The sequence below is a fragment of the Pseudomonas sp. NPDC089408 genome, from assembly GCF_044749445.1.
Lineage (GTDB): Bacteria > Pseudomonadota > Gammaproteobacteria > Pseudomonadales > Pseudomonadaceae > Aquipseudomonas.
Window position 1 is genome coordinate 228,089 of sequence record NZ_JBIVHY010000005.1, and the last position, 15,522, is coordinate 243,610.

Here is a 15,522-nt window from a genome sequence, read left to right on the forward strand (position 1 = left end):
TGGAAGTCATTGTGCCCGCAAGTAGCGCAGCAAGGTATCGAGGGCGACCGACTTGGGCCGTGAACGCAAGGTCAGCACGCCGAGGTTGGCCATGGCCAGTGGCAGCTCCACCGGCAGGATGGCGACCATGCCATAGCGGGCATAATGCTCGGCCACATCGTTGGGTACTACGGCAATCATTTCGGAGGCCTCGAGCATGGCGGTGGTTGCCAGGATCGAAGCGGTTTCGACAATGTCCAGCGACTGCACCATGCCGCCGGCCTGCAGGGCGCTTTCGACGCGGCGGCGCATCGGGCTGCCGATGGGGTGCAGGATCCAGGTCTGGCTCACCAGGTCGGCCAACTGCAGGCTCACAGCTGCCGCCAAGGGGTGCCCAGCGCGGGCAATCACGCGCATCTGCTCACCGCCTTCGAACAGCTCGATATTCAGTTCCTGGCTGTCACTCTGGTCGGGCAGGCGCCCCACCACCATGTCGAAGTCGCCCCGCAGCAAGGCCGGTAGCAAGGTATCGCTGGTACCGACTTCGAGCGAGATGCGCACCTTGGGGTAGTCGCGCTTGTAAGCCAAAACCGCCTTGGTCAGAACGCTGGGTACCGGGCCCATGACGCTGCCCACCCGAACCAGGCCCTGGGCCCCGCGCGCCAGTTCGGCGATCTGCGCCTGGGCATGCTCGAACTCGTGCAACGCGTTCTGCGCATAGCGGATCATCACCTCGCCATACAGCGTGGCTTGCATGCCCCGTGGCAGGCGCTCGAACAAGCGTACACCCAGGCGCTCCTCAAGCTGCTGCAGCAATAGGCTGGCCGCGGGCTGGGTGGTATGCATCGCGGCGGCAGCGCGGCGCAGGTTGCCGAATTCGCCCAAGGCATTGAGCAGCGTGATCTGCCGGCTGGAGATCTTTAGTGCCCCCAGGCTGGCGGGCGTCTGGGCACTATCGGGCGGCAAGCGAGACATATCGAATCCGGTATCGCTGGTTAAGATTTGGCGATTATGCCTGTATCGCTCGACAACCTACAGTCAGCGCTCCCAGTGCTTGAACAGAACAAGAGCCGACCATGAGCATACGTATTACCCACCTGAGCGTTCGCGACATCCGTTTCCCCACCTCGCTGTCGCTGGACGGCTCCGATGCCATGAACAGTGCCCCGGACTACTCGGCGGCCTATGTGGTACTGCACACCGACAGCGAAACCCTCGAAGGCCACGGCCTGACCTTTACCATCGGCCGCGGCAACGAGATCTGCGCCGCAGCGGTGCAGTCGCTGGCGCCGCTGATTGTCGGCCTCAGCCTTGAAGAAATCACCGCCGATATGGGCGCGTTCTGGCATCGTTTCACCGTCAGCGACAGCCAGTTGCGCTGGCTGGGCCCGGAAAAGGGCGTGATCCATTTGGCCACGGCGGCCATCATCAACGCCGTGTGGGACCTGTGGGCCAAGCACGAGGGCAAGCCAGTGTGGAAGCTGCTGGCCGACATGACGCCCGAGCAACTGGTGCGCTGCCTGGACTTCAGCTACGTGACCGACGTGCTCACCCCTGAAGAAGCCATGGCCCTGCTGCGCCGCCAGGCACCCGGCAAGGCCCAACGCGAGGCACAGATGCTGCGCGAGGGTTACCCCGGTTACACCACGGCGCCGGGCTGGCTGGGTTTCAGCGAAGAAAAGATGCGCAAGCTGGCCCGCGAAGCAGTGGCAGCCGGCTGGACCCACATCAAGCAGAAGATCGGCGCCAACCTGGAAGAAGACATCCGCCGCGCCAGCATCCTGCGCGACGAAATCGGCTGGGAGCGCACCCTGATGATGGATGCCAACCAGGTATGGGGCGTCGAGGAATCGGTGGCCAATATGCGCCGCTTGGCCGCCTTCGCGCCGCTGTGGATCGAGGAGCCGACCAGCCCCGATGACATCCTTGGCCACGCCAGCATTCGCCAGCGCATCGCGCCGATTGGCGTGGCTACCGGTGAACACTGCCACAACCGGGTGATGTTCAAGCAAATGTTCCAGGCCGGTGCGCTGGACTTCTGCCAGCTGGACGCTGCCCGCCTGGGTGGCCTGAACGAGGTGCTGATCGTGCTGCTGATGGCCGCCAAGTACGACGTGCCGGTGTGCCCGCACGGCGGTGGCGTCGGCCTGTGCGAGTATGTGCAGAACATCGCCCTGTTCGACTACATCGCGGTATCTGCCTCACTGCACAACCGGGTGCTGGAATACGTCGACCACCTGCACGAGCACTTCATCGACCCGGTAGTAATCCGCCGTGGCCGCTACATGCCGCCGCAACGCCCGGGTTACAGCATCGAAATGCACGCCGAAACCCTGGAGCGCTATCAGTACCCCAACGGCGCAGTGTGGCTCGACATCAACCGTTCCTGACCGACACAACGGGGTGTGCCGCCATAACGCGGCGCACCACCAGCACTTTTACGGGGAAAAAAACAATGACAACCCTCACCCGTGCAGCGGCTTCGGCCCCTGCCGCCAGCACCGAGCAGCGCCTGAATGGCCTGCTGCTACGCAAATTGATGCCATTGCTCATCATCGTCTACGTGATGAGCTTTCTTGACCGTACCAATATCGCCCTGGCGAAGGCCAGCATGGGCATCGACCTTGGCCTGTCAGCGGCGGCCTACGGCCTGGGCGCAGGCCTGTTCTTCCTCACCTATGCCCTGGCCGAGGTGCCGAGCAACCTGATCATGCACCGGGTTGGCGCACGCTTCTGGATCACCCGCATCATGATCACCTGGGGCCTGCTCTCGGCAGGCATGGCCTTCGTCCAGGGTGAAACCTCGTTCTACATCATGCGCCTGCTGCTGGGGGTGGCTGAAGCTGGCTTGTTCCCCGGCGTAATGCTGTACCTGACCTACTGGTTCGACCGCGAACAGCGCGCCCGTGCCACCGGTTACTTCCTGCTGGGTGTATGCCTGGCCAATATCCTCAGCGGGCCGCTGGGCGGCGCCCTGCTGGAAATGGACGGGGTATTGGGCTGGCATGGCTGGCAGTGGCTGTTCGTGCTCGAAGGCCTGCCGGCCGTGGCCCTGGCCTTCGTGGTATGGAAGAAGCTGCCAGACGGCCCCGCCTCTGCGCCCTGGCTGTCGGCTGCCGACGCCCAGGACATCGAACGCCGGCTAGCCGCCGAGCGGGCCGCTGCACCGCAGCAGAGCAGCCTGGGGCAGATGTTCCGCGACCGGCAGATCTGGCTGGCGATCGTGGTGTACTTCGTGCACCAGATCACCATCTATACGGTTATTTTCTTCCTGCCGGGCATCATTGGCACCTACGCGGCGCTGTCGCCGTTCCAGGTCGGCCTGCTTACTGCCGTACCGTGGATTGCCGCCGCCATCGGCGCCGCCACCTTCCCGCGCCTGGCCACCTCGCCGCGTCGCTGCCGCACCTTGCTGTGCTTCGGTTTGCTGACCATGGCGGCCGGGCTGTTGCTGGCATCACTGGCCAACTCGTTCATCGGCCTGATCGGGTTTTCCCTGACCGCGCTGATGTTGTTCGTGGTGCAGTCGATCATCTTCGTCTTCCCCTCCAGCCGCCTGAGCGGTAGCGCATTGGCAGCGGGCCTGGCCTTTGTCACTACCTGCGGCCTGTTTGGCGGCTTTGTCGGGCCGTCAGTAATGGGGTTGATCGAACAGACCACCGGCAGCACGCGAAATGGCTTGTGGATCATTGCAGCATTGCTGGTAGTTGCGGCACTGGTCAGCACCTGCTTGCGCCAGGGGCAGGAACAAGGGCGGCGCTGAGCTGCCTGGTAGAGAACAGTGGCCGCTGTGGGAGCGTGTTTACCCGCGAAGAGGCCAGGCCTGCTGGCCAATTTCTATCGGCCATTCACCGCCGCAACCGCCACCGCATTCGCGGGTAAACCCGCTCCTACACTGATCAGTGGTGCACACCAACATCGCAGGTTTGGCACCGCCCGTTGTGGGAGCGGGTTTACCCGCGAAAAGGCCAGGCCTGCTGGCCAATTTCTACCGGCCATTCACCGCCGCAACCGCCACCGCATTCGTGGGTAAACCCGCTCCTACACTGATCAGTGGTGCACACCAACATCGCAGGTTTGGCACCGCCCGTTGTGGGAGCGGGTTTACCCGCGAAGAGGCCAGGCCTGCTGGCCAATTTCTACCGACCATTCACCGTCGCAGCCACCACCGCATTCGCGGGTAAACCCGCTCCTACACTGATCAGTGGTGCACACCAACATCGCAAGTTTGGCACCGCCCGTTGTGGGAGCGGGTTTACCCGCGAAGAGGCCAGGCCTGCTGGCCAATTTCTATCGGCCATTCACCGCCGCAACCGCCCCCGCATTCGCGGGTAAACCCGCTCCTACACTGATCAGTGGTGCACACCAACATCGCAGGTTTGGCACCGCCCGTTGTGGGAGCGGGTTTACCCGCGAAGAGGCCGGACCTGCCGGCCAGTTTCCACCGGCCATTCACCGTCGCAGCCACCATCGTATTCGCCGCGGTTCGACGCCTCGATGAACACGCTCCTACATTGATCTGGTTCTCAGCGGGCGCCGCCCACAACGCGGCTCCAACGCTTGCGCCAAACGCCCCACCACCTGCTGCAGGTCGCCTGGCTGATCGCCCAGCCAAACCAGCGCCAGATACTGCTGGTAACGCCTCTGCAGGCTGAACTGCTCGCCCGGTACCGCATGCAACGCGGTCCCGGCCAATGCCGCGACAATGGCATCCCATGCCAGCGGCTGCTGAAAGCGCACCCACAGCATGCGCCCGCCTTGTGGCATTTCCACAACCACCCGCTGACCGAACTGCGACGCCAGCGCACGCGACAGGCTATGCGTGCGCTGTTGCAGGTTGCTGCGCAGTGCCACCAGTTGCGCCTCGATATCACCCTTGCCCAGCAGGTGCGCCAGCGCCAGCAGCCGCAATGGCGCAAGCCGGAACGCACGCTCGGCGAACGCCTTGGCCAACACGGTATCGAGGCTCAATAGATAAGCATACGGCGCCTCGGCACCCACCGCTGCCTCGAACGCCCCCACCACCAACAGCCGGTGCGGGTCGACCCAGTCGCGCAAGCGTGTGCTGGGTGGCCCGCTGTAGCAAAGCTCGGTATCCACGTCATTTTCCAGTAGCCAGACGGGGTGTTGGCCAAGCAGCAGGCCAAGCTGCTGCTGGTAATGCATGGTAACCAGTCTCCCCTGCGGCATGCCAAGGCAGGAAGGCATCACCAGCAGGCGTACCGGCTCGCTCCCCAACAGCCTGGCCAAGGCATGCAGATCCGGGTTGCCACGGGTATCCAGTGGCACCTCCAGCACCCGCATGCCGGCCCGCGTCAAGGCGCGCAGTACTTGCCAGCAACAAGGCGACTGCACCAGCACCGTCCCCCCTTGCATGGCCAGCGCCGCAACCAGCGTTTCCAGCAACGCCGGCACATCCGGCGCCAACTGCACGTCCTCGGCACGCCAATACTGGCTGGAACAACGGGTGTAGCGCTCCGCCACCGCATGGCGCAGACGGGCGCTGCCCAGCACATCCCAAGGCGCAGCACTGCGCTGTCGCTGGCGGGCCAGACGCCGTTCGTGGGTTAGCAGAGCGCGCTCCAGTAATGGCTGTGCTGGCAAGGGAGGCTGCCGAGCCATGGCCATGGCCTGCTGCTCGTCAGCCGCTTGGATGAAATAGCCCGACCGCGGAAGGCATTGTACGCGCCCCTCCTCCTCCAGCAGGCTATAGGCACTCTGTACTGTCGCCAGGGACACCCGTAGCCGCCGGGACAACATGCGCAATGACGGTAACCGGCATGGGCCACCCTCTGCCGCCTGGTCAATCAACGCCTCCAGGTAGCGGTAGACCCGCCGATAAGCAAACTCGCCAGCTGCCGCTCGCCCCATCATGGCCGCCTCGCCGGCCCGTATCGCCGCCCGTTCGCCTGCCGCGGCAACAACCGCAGGTGGGCATCGCGACGAGCCAAGGCACTCAGTAGGCGCCATGCTGATAGCGGCAACTTACCGCCATAAATCGCCCGCAGTTGCCCCAGTGACAGGCCACTGGTGTTCACTAGCCAGGCTTTTACTGCATCAGGGCAGGGTTTACCTTGCATGGCCCTGTGCAGGTAAGGCAACGCCACCAGCATGTCGGCATGCCGACAGCGCAGGAAGCGTTCGAGGTTTTTCCCCTGCCTGGCAAATGGCTTGAATAGCAGGCACACCATTTGTGTCTGGCTGATGCCATAAGCTTTGCCCAAATGCAGTGTGGGTACCTCGCGCTGCTTGCCAGCGCCCACCAGGCACAGCGCCGGGCGGGTGGCATGCGGCTCCAGGCTGCGCGCGCGCAGTTCTTGCAGCTGGGCCGCCGCCAGCGGGTCGACAAACGCCGACAATGGCCAGCCAGTTTCATCGTCGGCTTTGAAACGCCAACCCAGCATGGCATCAAGCTGCTGCCCCTCCAGCAAAGGTGGTAGCAGGTCATCAATCGCAATCAGCCGCACATGTACATCCCTCGGCGCCGTGCCCGTTGCATGCTCCGCCAGGCTATCGCGTGCCACCCCGACAGCACCGTGCAAGCGGGCAAGGCCGTGGGCCAGTGTTGCCAGGCAATGGTGCGCCGCGTAAGGGCCACGCTCACCGGCCAGACGCTGGCTACGCCGGGCCCACGCCAGATAACGGCGCCTCTGCAACCCAGGTATCGCGGTGACCCATGCATCGGCACACGCCTGCCCCTGCAGCGTAGCGCTTACAGCCGCCGCCAGTAGCAGGTGCAGGCGGCTACCTAACAGCGACTCGGGCCGGGCATCGATCTGATGGCCGAACATCAGCATGGCGTCCCGGGTCGCCAACCAGCGCTCGGACGTCACCGAGCGCCGACAACTGAACGGCACCACTTCGCGCCCCTCGATCATCTGCAACTGCACCCGCGGGTCATCCTGCAGGAACAGGGCGCTGAAACTGAGCTCATGACCTTCCAGCGTGGCGCTACCCGCTACCGGCAGGCTGACCACCAAGACGCGCAACTGAAAGGTAACCGGCGCACGCATGGCGATGCTGAGTTGCGCGGCACGCAGCATTGCCAGCAGGCGGGTACTCTGGCGATCGCTGCCCTGCAATACCTGCAAGCGAAAAGTGCCTATGTATTCGGGCCCGCCTGCGGCAACCAGCAACCGTTGTATCAGTAACTGCAGGGAGGCGCGCTGCGCCTGGGACATATGGCTCAACAAACGTTCGAGCACTTGTCGGTAGATATACTGCATTGCCTGGTCGTGAATAACCGTCACGAATCACCTCACACACTTCATGCAGCCAACGCACAGCGAAGCAAACACTTCAAGCTCGATATGCGCCATGCATTTCCAGAAGAAATTTCCTACAACTAAATGCAAGTCATGACGTAATTCATCTCTGTCGCCAAGCCATGGAGAAGTACCCGCCCCTGCAGTGCCCTGACTCGGACATAGCCATACTCATTCCACGCTCCTTGCGCAAACTATCATTGGGCCATTATCGAGTGATGTGAATCGAATTGAAGATACAGATACGGGTAAAAAAACCATTCAGCAAAGATGCAAAAACACATTGACGCCCACGCCAAAAGCATACAACCCCAAATAGTTGGCGGAATGTTTCCCGCCACCCTTCAACCTTAAATTTATATGTAGTCCGTATCGCCTTTTATTGTAGGAAAGTTCCTACTTTTCACGAATCAATCATTTGCTAGCACCCATAAAAAACCCGGGACTCAGCCCGGGTTTTTCAATCATGCAGACAGCCTTCAATGGTGCGCCATGTCCAACACCACTCGCCCACCACATGGGCATTGGTCCATGTAGCGATGCGCTTCCACCACCTGCTCGAACGGGTACACCTTGATGATCTGCGGTGTCAGCAACTGGTCGGCAGTGAACTGATTGATGTCGCGCAGGGCACGCTGCAGCGCTACCTGGTCCTGGCTGATGCCAAGCTCTGGCTTGCCGGTAAAGTTGCCGATGCAATGCACGTAGAACTGGATGTTCTTCTGGAACGCCGCACAGGCCGGAAACGGCGTCTGGTTGCCTCCCTGCAGCCCATACAACACCAGGCTGCCACGCGGTGCCAGCACATCACCCAACAGCGACATCTGTGGCCCGCCCATGCCGTCAAGGACCATGTCCACACCACGGCCATCGGTGTACTTGCCAACCTGCAGCAGCAGGTCCTGCTCTTCGGTGACGATCACCTTGTCGGCGCCCAGGCTCAACAGGTATTCGCGCTGATCGGCCTCCTTGGTGGCGGCAAACACTTTCAGCCCCAGCGCCTTGCCCAGCTGCACGAATGCAGGCCCGGCACAATGGCTGGCATCGGTCACCAGCGCAGTCTGCCCAGCCTTGGCCCGTGCCAGGTCAACATAGGCGAAATAAGCGATCAGCAGCGGCGTGTAGTGCACACTGGCCTCGATCGGGGTGAGCACAGCGGGGTAGCGGGTTATGGCCGTGCGCGGCAGCACGATGACATCGCCATATACCGGGTGATCATTGGCACTGGTGGCCGGGAAGCTGGCAACCCGGTCCCCTACGGCAATGTCTTCCACGCCTTCACCGACTGCCGTCACCACCCCGGCCATTTCATGGCCGATACCCGCGGGCAGACGCGCCTGGGAGGGTGCCAGGTTCTGGCGCCAGAGCACGTCATACCAGCTGACGCCAACCGCCTCGACGCGAATTTGCACTTCGTCGGCAGCGGGTGACGGTTCGGCCTGCTCCTCGCAACGGAGCACATCGGCAGCGCCGAACTTGTGGAAACGGATCATGCGGGACATCGCATACCTCGCCTTTGTGAACCTCTAATTACCACTGACTTTATCCGGGCTTTGCCGGTAAGACCATCAGCGGTCATTAATAGTCGACATGCTTGTCATCGATTGGGCACCTGACTTTCCCTGCAATTGGTCCCTGTAAACCCGTGCAGGGTAACAGCCTTTGGCCTTAAGATTCACCCCTGCCCCACTTTAGGCGAAGCGCACCGATGAATCGAAACGACCTGCGTCGTGTAGACCTCAACCTGCTGATCGTGTTCGAAACGCTGATGCACGAACGCAGCGTAACCCGTGCCGCGGAAAAACTGTTCCTCGGCCAACCGGCCATCAGCGCGGCGTTGTCGCGCCTGCGCAACCTGTTCGACGACCCGCTGTTCGTCCGTACCGGCCGCAGCATGGAGCCTTCGGCCCGGGCCCACGAGATCTTCGCCCTGCTGTCGCCGGCGCTGGATTCGATTTCCACTGCCGTCAGCCGCGCCGCCGAATTCGACCCGGCCACCAGCAATGCGGTGTTCCGCATCGGCCTGTCGGATGACGCCGAGTTCGCCTTGCTGCCGCAATTGCTCAAGCGCATCCGCGCCGAGGCCCCTGGTATCGTGCTGGTGGTGCGACGGGTCAATTACCTGCTGATGCCAACGCTGCTGGCCTCGGGCGAGATCTCGGTGGGTGTCAGCTACACCAGCGACCTGCCGGCCAACGCCAAACGCAAGATCCTGCGCCGCAGCATGCCGAAACTGCTGCGCGCCGACAGCGTGCCCGGCAGCATCACCCTGGACGATTTCTGCGCGCGGCCGCATGCGCTGGTTTCGTTTGCCGGGGACTTGTCGGGCTTTATTGACGAAGCGCTGGAAGAAATTGGCCGCAAGCGCCATGTGGTGCTGGCTGTGCCGCAGTTCAACGGGTTGGGGAGCTTGCTGGCGGGGACCGATATTGTTGCCACGGTGCCGGATTACACCGCGGATGCGCTGACGGCAGCGGGTGGGTTGCGGGCTGAGGACCTGCCGATACCGGTGCGCAGTTTCGAGTTGCATATGGCTTGGCGCGGGGCGCAGGACAATGACCCGGCGGAGCGCTGGTTGCGTTCCAGGATACAGATGTTCTTTGGCGACCCTGAGAGTCTTTAGTTCTCGTTGAAACAGGCTATTTAGCTGATCATGTCTGGCTTTCATAGACCATGGAGGATGGTGTCCCTGGAAGTCGTGTAACTCATCTTGCGGCTTTATTGAGCGGCCACCCCGCTTATGCTTGATCAGCAGAAAACCAGGATTGACCTTGTAAGGATTATTCCTTACCCTTCAATCAATACATCCGGGAGAACGCACATGCCTGCCATCCACGAAATCGCAACGCTAACCTCGAAGGGGCAGGTCACACTGCCCAAATCCGTTCGCCAGCTTTTGGGCATAGACACAGGCGGCAAGATTGCATTCGACGTACGCGGGGGTGAAATCGTGGTCAGCCGCGTAGAAACCACCCACGAAGACCCTGCCATCGGTGCGTTCCTGGGTTTGTTGGAGGCTGATATCCGAGGCGGCCGCAACCTCACCACCCTGCCGGAAGACTTGGCGCAAACCATGCTCGCCAACGCAAACCACACCGTAAACCTGGACGAAGATATCGATGGTGAGGTCGCGATCTGATGCTGCGAAATGGCTGGACACTGTTGTTCCATGAAGGTGTGACTTTACAGCTACGCAAATTGCAAGAAGCCGCCGCCCGGGCCGAGCAGAACGACCCGCAAGGTTTTGAGAGCAACGCCAACGTCAAGCTGTTTCGGGCATTGAGCCATCTGATCATGGAGGCTGTGCCTGCCGACCCGGGCCGTGATGAGTTCCGCCTAGGCAACACGCTGGGCACCGCCTACCGACATTGGCGGCGGGCAAAGATCGGCAGGCGCTTTCGGCTGTTCTTTCGCTACGACTCAAGGTCCAAGGTCATCGTCTATGCATGGGTCAACGACGAAAATACCCTCCGGTCTGCAGGCAGCAAATCCGATCCCTACGCCGTATTCGAGAAGATGCTGGGCCGCGGCAACCCTCCTGATGACTGGGATGCGCTGATTGCTGCAACGCGTGGCGACTGGGACGAGCCCAAAGCATAAGCTGCGCGACTGGGTGAGGGATTGCACGTTTGCCCCCCTCGGTGCGTCCACTGTAGTCCACTCGTAGCTGCTTAAAAAGGGTACATTCGGGGGGGGGGGGGGGCAGGCTGCGACCATCGGCCATTCGTGTGATGAATCGATCATTCTCGAGCGAAACCATCACACACATGATCGTGCTTTTGATCAGGCCAGGGACAATGGCTGCCCTGGCCCTACCGATGAAATCAGCTCATCAATCCCAGCTCTGCATCATCCATCAGCGCTTTCGCAAGCGCGGCCAAGTAATGCGCAGCCCAGATCATCATCGGCTTTTCATCCATCAACCCGAAAATCGTCAGTTCCCGCACGTACCCCATCAATTCCGAAGATTGCTCACGCGCACTCTTGCAAGGTATGCCGGCCTCGATGCGAAACAGCGGATGAGTCTGGTTCTCTCCCTGGTAGAAGGTGGTCTTGCCTACGGTGGTTTTTTCGTTCGATTCGTCAGTCGTCATGGGTCCATCTCCTTGATCGTCTAGCGCCTGGGCTGACAGCTGTGCCAGTGACAAGCCCGACCCAGGCAATACCTGGTTGTAGGCTTAGTGCGGCGTTCGCGGCTGATTCGGCATTTTCACCAGAACCAATGCGGACTCAAGCAGGTAGCGTAGAGACTCGAGTTCATGTATTGCCGCCATCGTCAGAATCGCGGCAGGCGATTTTGGCTGTAGCAGCAACACCTGTTGCGAAATGGCGAGTGCGCAGACGGCATATTCTGCGGACTGGACGATGGTGTCTTCGAGGGAATGGGGCGTATGGGGTGGATCGGGGACCATTTTAAGCATTGCGTATGTCCTTTCTTAGTGGTACCACCCGCCTGCTGTCAAACAGGTTGGGTGGCAGCTGTACATGGGTTGACAGACCGGCGGACATAGCAAGTTCCGGCGCATGCAAGCATGCCCCACATACAGCCGCCATGAGACGAACTGAAAAACTATGTACCGTTACGGCCTGTCAAAGCCGTGTCACTGATGAGCAGCGACAAGCCCAGACTAGAGCCCTGACAGGGCACCCGCAACGGAAAATAGGCGGCAATAGTATCTTTGGGAAACATCCTATAAGAAAGCGAAAAATTCTTATTTTTCGGAGCAAAGCGCAACACGTCTCAGGCCCATACGACCTGCCGCCCCCCCGGCGCACGGCTTGGGCGGTACAGATCCTCGGAGAAACACTTCTCGCAGGTGTCGGCGATCCTAGAAACCGGTCTCGCTAACCGACCAGGCGAACACATCAGCCATTACGCAGGTGCCAAGCTACCACCGTCACAGGCCCAACGTCGCAATGTTTGGGGATGAACTACGCTACAGAACAACACCGCAGATCGAAGACGCATTGCAGGCGGTCTTTAAGGCCGAATGCGGGTGGTAAGGGAATGGCCATTCTTCGGGATCCGAGACCCTCATCACCATCGTCGGGGTGCGCTCCGTGAGAATCAAACAGCTGCAGTTTGCCCTCCTGTCGCTTACGCTTCTCTTTGGTGGTTGTACAACAGCCGACATTCCCTACGAACCCAGTCACGCTTTGCCTGCGAACGATTCGGCGTTCGGCCGATCCATTCAGGCCCAGGTTGCCCCCCATGAAGGTCAATCGGGCTTTCGCCTGTTCCCGGAGAGCTCCGAGGCTTTCGCCGCCCGGGCCGAGCTGATTCGCAGTGCTCAAAGCAGCATTGACCTGCAGTACTACATCGTCCACGACGGCATAAGCACTCGGATACTGCTGAGCGAATTGCTCGTCGCTGCCGACCGTGGCGTGCGCGTCAGGATTCTGCTCGATGACACCACCAGCGATGATCTAGAAGAGATAATCGCGACACTGGCGATGCATCCGCATTTACAGATACGAGTGTTCAATCCCCTCCATTTGGGCCGCAGTACCGTCGTGACACGCACGATGGGCCGGCTCTTCAACCTCTCTCAGCAACACCGGCGTATGCACAACAAATTGTGGGTGGTGGACAATTGTGTCGCCATCGTCGGAGGGCGCAATCTGGGGGACGAGTATTTCGATGCAGAGCCCAACAGAAATTTTACTGACATCGACATGCTCAGTGTCGGCCCGGTCGCAGAACAGTTGGGGCATAGTTTTGATGAGTACTGGAACAGTGTCCTCAGCAAGCCCATCGAGCAGTTTATATCGTTCAAGCCGACGAGCAGAGATCTGAGAGACCTTCGCAATAGACTGGACGATTCCCTGGAAGAAACGCGCAGACAAAACCATGGGCTTTATCAACAGTTGATGAAGTACACCACCCAGCCACGCCTGAACAATTGGCGCAGGGAGTTGATCTGGGCCTGGAATAAAGCGATGTGGGATGCGCCGAGCAAGGTATTGGCAAAGGGCGAACCCGCTGCGCACTTGCTGTTGGCCACCCAGTTGGCACCCGAGCTCAACGGGGTCAACAAGGAGCTAATCCTGGTGTCGGCCTACATGGTGCCGGGCCATCCCGGTGTGGTGTACCTGACCCGTCGAGCCGACGCCGGCGTGTCGATCAGCTTGCTGACCAACTCTCTGGAGGCCACCGACGTACCGGCTTCGCACGGTGCGTACGCGCCCTATCGCAAGACCCTTCTCGAGCATGGTGTGCAGTTGTTCGAACTGCGTCGCCAAGCCGGTGATCGTAGCGACAGCGATACCAGGCCGCGTTTCTCTCGCAAGGGCTCCTCCAGCACCCCCTCCAGCAGCTCCGACTCCAGCCTGCATACCAAGGCGATGGTTTTCGACCAGCAAAAAGCGTTTGTCGGTTCGTTCAATTTCGATTCGCGCTCTTTGCTGTGGAACACCGAGGTCGGGGTCCTGGTTGATGATCCGAAGCTCGCCGGACGGGTGCGCGAACTCGCTCTGGAGGGCATGGCGCCCGCTCTGAGTTACCAGGCCCGGCTGAAAGATGATCATCTGGTCTGGTTCACCGAAGACAATGGCCAACAACGCACGTTGACCACGGAACCGGGGGGGTGGTGGCGGCGCTTCAATTCGTGGCTAAGCAGCACGATAGGGCTTGAAAAGATGCTATAGCGTTGGAAAGACAAATCATGTGGATTAAAGGCCCCAAGCGGGTTATCAGCCAACTGATGGTGACGGTGAGTATTGGGGTTATCGCAATCATCGTTGATACGCGGGTGGTAGCCGTACCTCAAACCGCTGCTGAAATAAGGGGATTGCTAGAGTTTGTAGAGAAGAGTGACTGCACATTTATTCGCAACGGCGCCGAATACTCAGGCCCCCGAGCCCGAGCGCACCTGGAGCAGAAGCTTAATTATCTCGAAAGCAAGAACAGGGTGAAAAGCGCGGAAGACTTCATTGACCTTGCTGCGACTAAAAGCAGTATGAGTGGCCGTGCCTATGAGGTGCGTTGCTCAGAGGGTAAGGAGCCGGCAGGTATCTGGTTGCACCGAGAGCTGCAGAGGGAACGGGAATTTCACTAAATCTCATCGTCAGCCAGGAGGTGGCTGGGACGTCAACTGCCAAGCGTCAATAGGCGGCAACAGACAGCAATGCTTCGTTCCGGCGCACGCAAGCGTGCCCCCCACACAGCCGCCATTAAAGGTGCGGCATTCCGTATATACCGTTACGGCGTGTCGAAGCGGTAGACGTCTCAGGCCGATACGACCTGCCGGGCATCCCTGCGCACGGCTTGAGGCGGTACACCAAAACCGCGGATAAACACTTCTCGCAGGTGTCGGCGATCCCTGAAACCGGTCTCGCGGGCTACCACCTCCAGGCTGAGCCGACTCTGCTCAATCATCAATCGGGCAGCCTCGAGACGCAGGCGTTCCACGGCTTTCGCCGGTGACTGCCCCGTCTCGGCGGTGAATACACGCGAGAATTGCCTAGGGCTCAAATGTACGACTTCAGCAAGTTCATCCACACCAAGTGGACGGGTAAGGTGCATACGGGCGTAATCCAGCGCCTTCTGAATACGATCGGATTTTGGTGAAAGCGAAAGCAGCTCGGAGTGCTGTGATTGACCACCGGAGCGGCGCTGATGCATGACCAGCTTATGCGCCACCGACCGTGCAATCTCGCTGCCTAGATCCTTCTCCACCATGGCCAGCGCCATGTCCAGAGCGGCAGTCATACCTGCAGACGTCCATATTGGCCCATCCACGATGAAGATACGGTCTTCCTCGACTTCGATCGTCGGGTGCATTTCGCGAAGCTTGTTCGCATAGGCCCAATGGGTCGTTGCCCTGCGGTTATCGAGCACGCCTGCCTGCGCCAGCACGAAGCAGCCCGTGCATAGGCCTGCCGTGCGCCTCGCGCCGCCCACAAAGCCACGCACGCTCGCCAACACGTCATCACCGGGCGGTGTCAGAGGGGTCAATGTCCCCGTAATCATCCACGTGTCGGCCAGGCCTGGAGCCCCCAAGGCAAGCGTATCCATGTACATCCCGAGAGACGAACGGACAGTACCGCCTTCTATGGAGAAGTTCTGGATCTTGTAAGCCGTTTCGCCGACAACAATGTTGGCGAACTCGAATACAGCCTGAGTCGCCAGTGACATGACCTGGAAACCTTCAGTAATGAGGTAGCCAACCCGGTGCATGGTTGAGGCTCCACGATGTGATGACCTAAAAACGTAGCATATACGTCGTTTAAGACGAAAGCATGTTCCAACATCATGACTTCACACCCATAGGCTGGA

14 protein-coding genes and 1 pseudogene are annotated in these 15,522 nt (G+C 60.4%); 7 read left to right on the forward strand and 8 right to left on the reverse strand.

Translation table 11 applies throughout. The features are described 5' to 3' along the window. Positions 1-6: 6 nt before the first annotated feature. Positions 7-954: a LysR family transcriptional regulator gene (locus ACIP02_RS11000; protein WP_400616169.1), complete on the reverse strand. Its 948-nt coding sequence runs from the start codon at positions 952-954 to the stop codon at positions 7-9. 101 nt (positions 955-1,055) lie between these two features. Between ACIP02_RS11000 and ACIP02_RS11005 the strand changes: the two genes are divergently transcribed. Both ACIP02_RS11005 and ACIP02_RS11010 read left to right on the forward strand, forming a co-directional pair. Continuing rightward, positions 1,056-2,369 (forward strand): L-fuconate dehydratase, encoded by a 1,314-nt coding sequence (locus ACIP02_RS11005; protein ID WP_400616171.1) that lies wholly within the window; start codon positions 1,056-1,058, stop codon positions 2,367-2,369. A 65-nt stretch (positions 2,370-2,434) separates the two neighbouring features. Continuing rightward, positions 2,435-3,742 (forward strand): MFS transporter, encoded by a 1,308-nt coding sequence (locus ACIP02_RS11010; protein WP_400616173.1) that lies wholly within the window; start codon positions 2,435-2,437, stop codon positions 3,740-3,742. 746 nt (positions 3,743-4,488) lie between these two features. Here the strand turns inward: ACIP02_RS11010 and ACIP02_RS11015 are convergent. The 3 genes from ACIP02_RS11015 to ACIP02_RS11025 all read right to left on the reverse strand — a co-directional run bounded on the left by ACIP02_RS11015 (position 4,489) and on the right by ACIP02_RS11025 (position 8,746). Continuing rightward, the gene (locus tag ACIP02_RS11015; RefSeq protein WP_400616444.1) at positions 4,489-5,850 is read right to left on the reverse strand and encodes a GntR family transcriptional regulator; all 1,362 of its coding nucleotides are present in this window, start codon (positions 5,848-5,850) and stop codon (positions 4,489-4,491) included. Next, entirely contained in the window at positions 5,850-7,229 is a 1,380-nt protein-coding gene (locus ACIP02_RS11020) for a hypothetical protein (protein WP_400616175.1), read from the reverse strand. Before ACIP02_RS11020 ends, ACIP02_RS11015 begins: the two co-directional genes overlap by 1 nt. Before the next feature lie 494 nt (positions 7,230-7,723). Continuing rightward, positions 7,724-8,746 (reverse strand): zinc-dependent alcohol dehydrogenase family protein, encoded by a 1,023-nt coding sequence (locus tag ACIP02_RS11025; RefSeq protein WP_400616177.1) that lies wholly within the window; start codon positions 8,744-8,746, stop codon positions 7,724-7,726. Between the two features lie 206 nt (positions 8,747-8,952). Here ACIP02_RS11025 and ACIP02_RS11030 point away from each other — a divergent pair, with 206 nt between their 5' ends. The 3 genes from ACIP02_RS11030 (at position 8,953) to ACIP02_RS11040 (ending at position 10,844) form a co-directional block, all read left to right on the forward strand. Further along, positions 8,953-9,867: a LysR family transcriptional regulator gene (locus ACIP02_RS11030; RefSeq protein WP_400616180.1), complete on the forward strand. Its 915-nt coding sequence runs from the start codon at positions 8,953-8,955 to the stop codon at positions 9,865-9,867. A 198-nt stretch (positions 9,868-10,065) separates the two neighbouring features. Then, entirely contained in the window at positions 10,066-10,383 is a 318-nt protein-coding gene (locus ACIP02_RS11035; protein ID WP_400616182.1) for a type II toxin-antitoxin system PrlF family antitoxin, read from the forward strand. After that, positions 10,383-10,844, forward strand: coding sequence for a type II toxin-antitoxin system YhaV family toxin (locus ACIP02_RS11040; RefSeq protein WP_400616184.1), 462 nt, complete (start codon positions 10,383-10,385; stop codon positions 10,842-10,844). The genes ACIP02_RS11035 and ACIP02_RS11040 overlap by 1 nt, the downstream gene beginning before the upstream one ends. Positions 10,845-10,953: 109 nt before the next feature. Here the strand turns inward: ACIP02_RS11040 and ACIP02_RS11045 are convergent. The 3 genes and pseudogenes from ACIP02_RS11045 to ACIP02_RS11055 form a co-directional block, all read right to left on the reverse strand. Further along, positions 10,954-11,064 (reverse strand): annotated as a pseudogene (locus ACIP02_RS11045) (IclR family transcriptional regulator); the annotation flags it as partial. A 4-nt stretch (positions 11,065-11,068) separates the two neighbouring features. After that, positions 11,069-11,338, reverse strand: coding sequence for a DUF3077 domain-containing protein (locus tag ACIP02_RS11050; RefSeq protein WP_400616187.1), 270 nt, complete (start codon positions 11,336-11,338; stop codon positions 11,069-11,071). Between the two features lie 84 nt (positions 11,339-11,422). Further along, entirely contained in the window at positions 11,423-11,665 is a 243-nt protein-coding gene (locus ACIP02_RS11055; protein WP_400616190.1) for a hypothetical protein, read from the reverse strand. Positions 11,666-12,305: 640 nt separating this feature from the next. On the opposite strand from ACIP02_RS11055, the gene ACIP02_RS11060 reads away from it, so the two are divergent. Together ACIP02_RS11060 and ACIP02_RS11065 are read left to right on the forward strand one after the other, a co-directional pair. Continuing rightward, positions 12,306-13,892 carry a phospholipase D family protein gene (locus tag ACIP02_RS11060; protein WP_400616192.1) on the forward strand — a complete coding sequence of 529 codons (1,587 nt, stop codon included), beginning with the start codon at positions 12,306-12,308 and terminating at the stop codon, positions 13,890-13,892. A gap of 56 nt (positions 13,893-13,948) precedes the next feature. Beyond that, complete coding sequence (locus tag ACIP02_RS11065) at positions 13,949-14,302, forward strand: DUF5329 domain-containing protein (protein ID WP_400616447.1); 354 nt, start codon at positions 13,949-13,951, stop codon at positions 14,300-14,302. 170 nt (positions 14,303-14,472) lie between these two features. Here the strand turns inward: ACIP02_RS11065 and ACIP02_RS11070 are convergent, their stop codons facing one another. After that, positions 14,473-15,423 carry a GlxA family transcriptional regulator gene (locus ACIP02_RS11070; protein WP_400616195.1) on the reverse strand — a complete coding sequence of 317 codons (951 nt, stop codon included), beginning with the start codon at positions 15,421-15,423 and terminating at the stop codon, positions 14,473-14,475. Positions 15,424-15,522 lie beyond the last annotated feature (99 nt).